5 protein-coding genes are annotated in these 4,941 nt (G+C 61.7%); 3 read left to right on the top strand and 2 right to left on the bottom strand.

Going from position 1 to position 4,941, the window contains the following annotated elements; genetic code table 11:
- Both V5B39_RS21840 and leuB read left to right on the top strand, forming a co-directional pair.
- The coding region (locus V5B39_RS21840; protein WP_332344921.1) for an alpha-isopropylmalate synthase regulatory domain-containing protein at window positions 1-893 on the top strand (893 nt) is incomplete at its 5' end.
- 67 nt (window positions 894-960) lie between these two features.
- Window positions 961-2,037 (top strand): 3-isopropylmalate dehydrogenase, encoded by a 1,077-nt coding sequence (gene leuB / locus V5B39_RS21835; protein WP_332344920.1) that lies wholly within the window; start codon window positions 961-963, stop codon window positions 2,035-2,037.
- 574 nt (window positions 2,038-2,611) lie between these two features.
- Here the strand turns inward: leuB and V5B39_RS21830 are convergent.
- Complete coding sequence (locus tag V5B39_RS21830; protein WP_332344919.1) at window positions 2,612-4,276, bottom strand: acyl-CoA dehydrogenase family protein; 1,665 nt, start codon at window positions 4,274-4,276, stop codon at window positions 2,612-2,614.
- A gap of 269 nt (window positions 4,277-4,545) precedes the next feature.
- Window positions 4,546-4,701, bottom strand: coding sequence for a hypothetical protein (locus V5B39_RS21825; protein WP_332344918.1), 156 nt, complete (start codon window positions 4,699-4,701; stop codon window positions 4,546-4,548).
- On the opposite strand from V5B39_RS21825, the gene V5B39_RS21820 reads away from it, so the two are divergent.
- Window positions 4,700-4,941 (top strand): hypothetical protein (locus V5B39_RS21820; RefSeq protein WP_332344917.1); only part of this gene is annotated, 242 nt, incomplete at its 3' end. The two genes, V5B39_RS21825 and V5B39_RS21820, sit on opposite strands and share 2 nt — an antisense overlap.

Here is a 4,941-nt window from a genome sequence, read left to right as displayed (position 1 = left end):
AGGGGGCGATTCAGGTGCAGGGCACGATCAATGGCGTCGGCGAGCGCTGTGGCAATGCCAATCTGTGCTCGGTCATGGCTAACCTGGAGCTCAAGATGGGCCACCAGTGCCTGCCGGAAGGCCGCCTCCATAAGTTGTACGAGTTGTCGCATGTGGTCGATGAAGTGGCCAACATCACCCCCAACGACCACCTGCCGTACGTGGGCCGGAGCGCCTTCGCACACAAGGGCGGCGTGCACGTGGCGGCCATGCGCCGCTCGGAGCAGTCCTATCAGCATGTGGTTCCGGAGCACGTCGGCAACCGGATGCGCGTCGTGGTCTCGGCGCTTTCGGGGCGGGCCAACATCCTCAGCAAGGCCGAGGAGCACGGTCTCGATGTCGGCAGCGTGGCGGACGTGGTCGGCGTGCTCAACGAGGTCAAGGAACTGGAAGCACGCGGTTTCTCGTTCGAGGCCGCCGAGGCCTCGGTGGCCATGATGCTCAAGCGGCAGCAGCCGGATTACGCGGCGCCGTTCGAGCTGGTCGATTTCCTGGTCAACGTTGAGCATCGCCAGGGACGCGGAATCTTTTCCGAGGCGATGGTCAAGGTCAGGGTCAAGGGTGAGTTGCTGCACACCGCCGCCGAGGGCAACGGCCCGGTCAACGCGCTGGACATCGCCCTGCGCAAGGCGCTGATGGGGCACTACCCGGAAATCGCCAACTTCCATCTGGCCGACTACAAGGTCCGTATCCTGGATGGTCGTGATGGCACGCATGCCATCACCCGCGTGTTGATCGATACCCGCAGCCCGACCCAGCTATGGAGTACCGTCGGCGCCAGCGCCAACATCATCGAAGCCTCCTGGCAGGCGCTGGTCGATGCGGTCGAGTACGGACTGTCGGTAGCGCACTGATGGCGCCTGCTTCGGATCAATCGTGTACCCGCGCAGCCTGGCTGCGCACCTGTCGAATGGAAAAATCATGAAAGCAAATATCGTCCTGCTCCCGGGTGACGGCATCGGTCCCGAAGTGGTCCGCGAGGCCGTTCGCGTTCTCGATGCGGTTGCCGGCAAGTACCAGCACAAGTGGGCCTATCAGGAATGCCTGATGGGCGGCTGTTCGATCGACCGTTTTGGTTCGTCACTGACCGACGAAACGCTGGCCGCTTGCCAGGCGGCGGATGCCGTGCTGCTGGGCGCCGTCGGCGGACCGAAATGGGATGATCCGAACGCCAAGGATCGCCCCGAGCGCGGCCTCCTTGCCCTGCGCAAGGGGCTGGGTGTCTTCGCCAACCTGCGGCCGGTCAAGGTGCACCCGGCGCTGATCGATTCCTCGCCGCTAAAGCCGGAAAAACTTCGCGGGGTGGATATTCTCGTCATCCGCGAGTTGACCGGTGGCCTGTATTTCGGCTGGCCTAAGGGCCGCGACGTCAAGGATGGCCGCGAGCGCGCCGTAGATACGCTCGAGTATTACGACTACGAAATCCGTCGGGTGGTCGAGCTCGCCTTCGACCTGGCCAAGGGTCGCCAGCGCAAGGTCACCTCGGTGGACAAGGCCAACGTGCTCGAATCGTCGCGGCTATGGCGACAGATCACCACCCAGGTTGGCGCGGCGAATCCGGACGTTGCCCTGGAGCATGTCCTGGTCGATACCGCCGCCATGCGCTTGATCACCGGCCCCGCTTCGATGGATGTGGTGGTGACCGAGAACATGTTCGGCGACATCCTGACCGACGAGGCTTCGGTGCTGGCCGGTTCGATGGGGATGCTGCCCTCGGCCAGTCTCGGCCAGGGCCGCGTTGGCCTCTATGAGCCGATCCATGGTTCGGCCCCCGACATCGCCGGCAAGGGCATTGCCAATCCGATCGGAATGATCCTGTCCACCGCCATGCTGCTGCGTCACTCGCTGGGACTCGAGGCCGAAGCTGCCGCGGTCGAGCTGGCCGTCGACGCGACGATCAGCGCCGGCGCCCGCACCGCCGACCTCGGCGGCAAGCTGAGCACGACGCAGATGGCGGACGCGATCATCGAGCGCCTGCAGGGTCCGGCCGCGCCCTGATCCGGTCTCGGGCTGGCGCCGCCAGCCCGACACTCTGCCGGACTGCCGTCGCTGCCGAGGCGCGGAGGGGGTCACGCGGAGGGGTCACGCACGGAGGGGGTCAAGTCTTTCCTTTTTCCTCGGCACGCGCACGCGGGGGGGGGTCAAGCGCACGCGCTGGGGTACCGGCAGCATAGGACGCATCTGGCCCCATGCTGCTGGGTCTTGGGAACAAGGAAAGATCTAATGCTCAGCGTCCGGACTGCTCGCCCTGCAGCGCCCGGCCAAGGCGCCAGAAGAGCCAGGCCATGGCGAGGGTGGCCAGGCTCCAGAGGCTTTCGATCGGCTGTTGGACGACGGCACTCGACACCTGGTACTCGGCACGACCGATCAGTTGGACCGCCGGCGCTGGCCGAAACTAAAAGAACGTCTCTCGACGACGGGTCAGCAGCCGGGCGACCACTCTCACACGTTACAGTATGACTGGCGTGGGATTGTCGCAATGGTGCGCCGTACCCGCCTCTGGCCGAACTCGGCCCGCTACACGAACAAGTCGATCGGACAATGGCTGCGGATGACATCCGGATTTCGAGAACTAAAGCAGCGGGCAAAAATACCCGCTGCTTGCGTAAGTGAAGTTCGCGATCTTCCTGATCTCTTCGTCATCGTTAGTGTCGCAGACCTTGAGCAACTGGGTCGCGGTGTGACGCGCATTGCGACAGGCAGCCTTGCACAGACGCATCTCCATCTGCGCCTTCTCTGTTCCCAGGGTATGGATTTGCGCCGTGGCGCGGGCGACACAGGCTACCTGAACATAGAGGTTCATTGCGATTTCGGCCAGGCGTTTCTGAAGGAACTGTTCGTCCATGATGTGCTTGCCGTACTTGCGCAAGGCGGCTTCTACGGTGGCCGCAAACGCCTTCACGCCCTCCTCGAAGCCTACGGCCTCGTCCTTTAACAACGGATCGGACCGCGTGAGTCGATCGGCGTTCACCGTGTGGCTGACCTTGGTGGCAACATAATCGTAGATCACCCCCATCTCGCCGATTGGATCCTTGAAGGCCCTGGCCAGTTGGGCCAGCTTTTGGCCCGGCCCCTCCATTCCGCTCAGGGCGATGAACATACGCTGAATCTCGTTGGTCCCTTCGAAAATCATGTTGACACGGGCATCGCGCACCAGTCGCTCGTACGGATGCTCCTTCAGATAACCCTCACCGGAGGCGATCTGCAGCGCATGGTTCACGATGTTCCACAGCGTTTCGGTGTTGTAGGCTTTGCAAATCGAGGACTCCATCGAGAAATCCTTCACCCCGCGATCGACCATCCCGGCGGTCAGGTAGACGATGCTCTCCATGGCGTAGATGCCGAGGATCATTTCGCCGAACTTCTGCTGAATCATGCCGAACTCGCCGATCTTCCTGCCAAACTGCTGACGCTCCTCGGCATGGTCGACGGCCAGCTTGAGCGCATATCTTGCCGTGCCCACGCAACCTGAGGCCAGCCCTAGGCGTCCATTGTTCAAGACCTCCATCGCGATCTTGAAACCATTGCCGGGTTCCCCCAGCACGTTTTCGGCCGGAACACGCACGTTGTCAAGATAGATTGAGGCCGTGTTGGCTCCCTTTTGGCCCATCTTTTCGTCAGGCGGCCCAGCCTTGAAGCCCATGGACCGGTCAACAATGAAGGCTGTGATGCGCTCCTTCTCCTCGCCGTTCCTGATGCATTTCAGTTTGGCGAACACCGTGATCAAATCGGCCAAGCCGCCATTGGTGATCCAGATCTTGCTGCCGTTGAGCGTGTAGCTGCCGTCCTCGTTCATCACGGCTCTGGTTTTCATACCTTGCACATCGCTGCCGGCTGTGGCCTCGGTAAGCGCGAACGCCGCGATGTGTTCGCCAGTGGCCAGCTTTGGCAGATATTTCGTTTTCTGTTCCGCCGTCCCGAACAGCAGCAGCGCCTTCATGCCAATCGACTGATGCCCGCCCACGAAGACGGCGACCGAATTGTCGCAGGTCGCCAGTTCCTGCATGATCCGCGCATAGGACGTCGTGTCGAGATCCAATCCGCCATATTCGCTGGGGGTCTGCATACCCATCAAACCCAGATCCTTGATGCCGCTGACGACTTCTTTCGGCAGGCAGGCGTCGTGATCGATCTTCTTCGGGTGAATCGTGTCCTGCGCGAACGTGCGCAGCGAGTCGAGGATCATGGCCAATCGTGCTCTCTTCTCCTCGTCGAGCGCTGGATAAGGAAATACCATGTCCTCCTGGATATCGCCGAAAAAGAGCGACTTGGTGAAACTCCGTTCATCAGATGCCTTAACCATAAAGCCCCCCGGCAGAAACGATTAAATGCGCCAAAATGCCTGCCAACGACCCTTGGCTCTATTCATTATGCAAGGCAGCAACGAAATAGCAAGGTCTCAATCGTAGCCACCGTCGGCATGCCTACCGTGGGCCAGCACGTGACCCGTGCGTGACCGGGATCAGCAATGACCGAGCATGACCGGGGTCACAGTGCATTGCATGGTTATGGCCAGTCGTGGCACGCCGGCCTGCGCCCGCAACATTTGTGGCAGCTCGCACTCAGTCTTCCCGGTCCAACCATCAGATGCGGATAGACGAAAACCACCGTGGCAATGGCGATCAGGTAAACGGCGAGGATGGCCTTGAGGATTCGGTTCATGACCAACCTCAGAACAGGAAGTGAGGAACCGGCCGGGCTTGAACGCCGGCAGCGCCTGTCCATCCTCCGGGACGAGGTAAGAGGAGCAGATCGACTGTGCGACATCTTCGCTGCGTGTTTTTCGCCAGCCTACGCCGCTCCGGATCAACTGCAGGCTAACAACCACGGCACGCGCAGGCAGCCGCCGAACTATCGAGCGAGCGGGAGAACAAGGACCGAGCGCAAGCCGCCGAGCGGCGA

The organism is Accumulibacter sp., assembly GCF_036625275.1.
Taxonomy (GTDB): domain Bacteria; phylum Pseudomonadota; class Gammaproteobacteria; order Burkholderiales; family Rhodocyclaceae; genus Accumulibacter.
The sequence above is the reverse complement of the archived record's forward strand: the minus strand, read 5'-3'. Positions and strand labels throughout refer to the sequence as shown.

What these genes read in the sequence shown, in the direction of transcription:
- V5B39_RS21825 (WP_332344918.1), bottom strand. Translation starts at nt 4,701, where the DNA reads ATGAACCGAATCCTCAAGGCCATCCTCGCCGTTTACCTGATCGCCATT.
- leuB (WP_332344920.1), top strand. Translation starts at nt 961, where the DNA reads ATGAAAGCAAATATCGTCCTGCTCCCGGGTGACGGCATCGGTCCCGAA.
- V5B39_RS21830 (WP_332344919.1), bottom strand. Translation starts at nt 4,276, where the DNA reads ATGGTATTTCCTTATCCAGCGCTCGACGAGGAGAAGAGAGCACGATTG.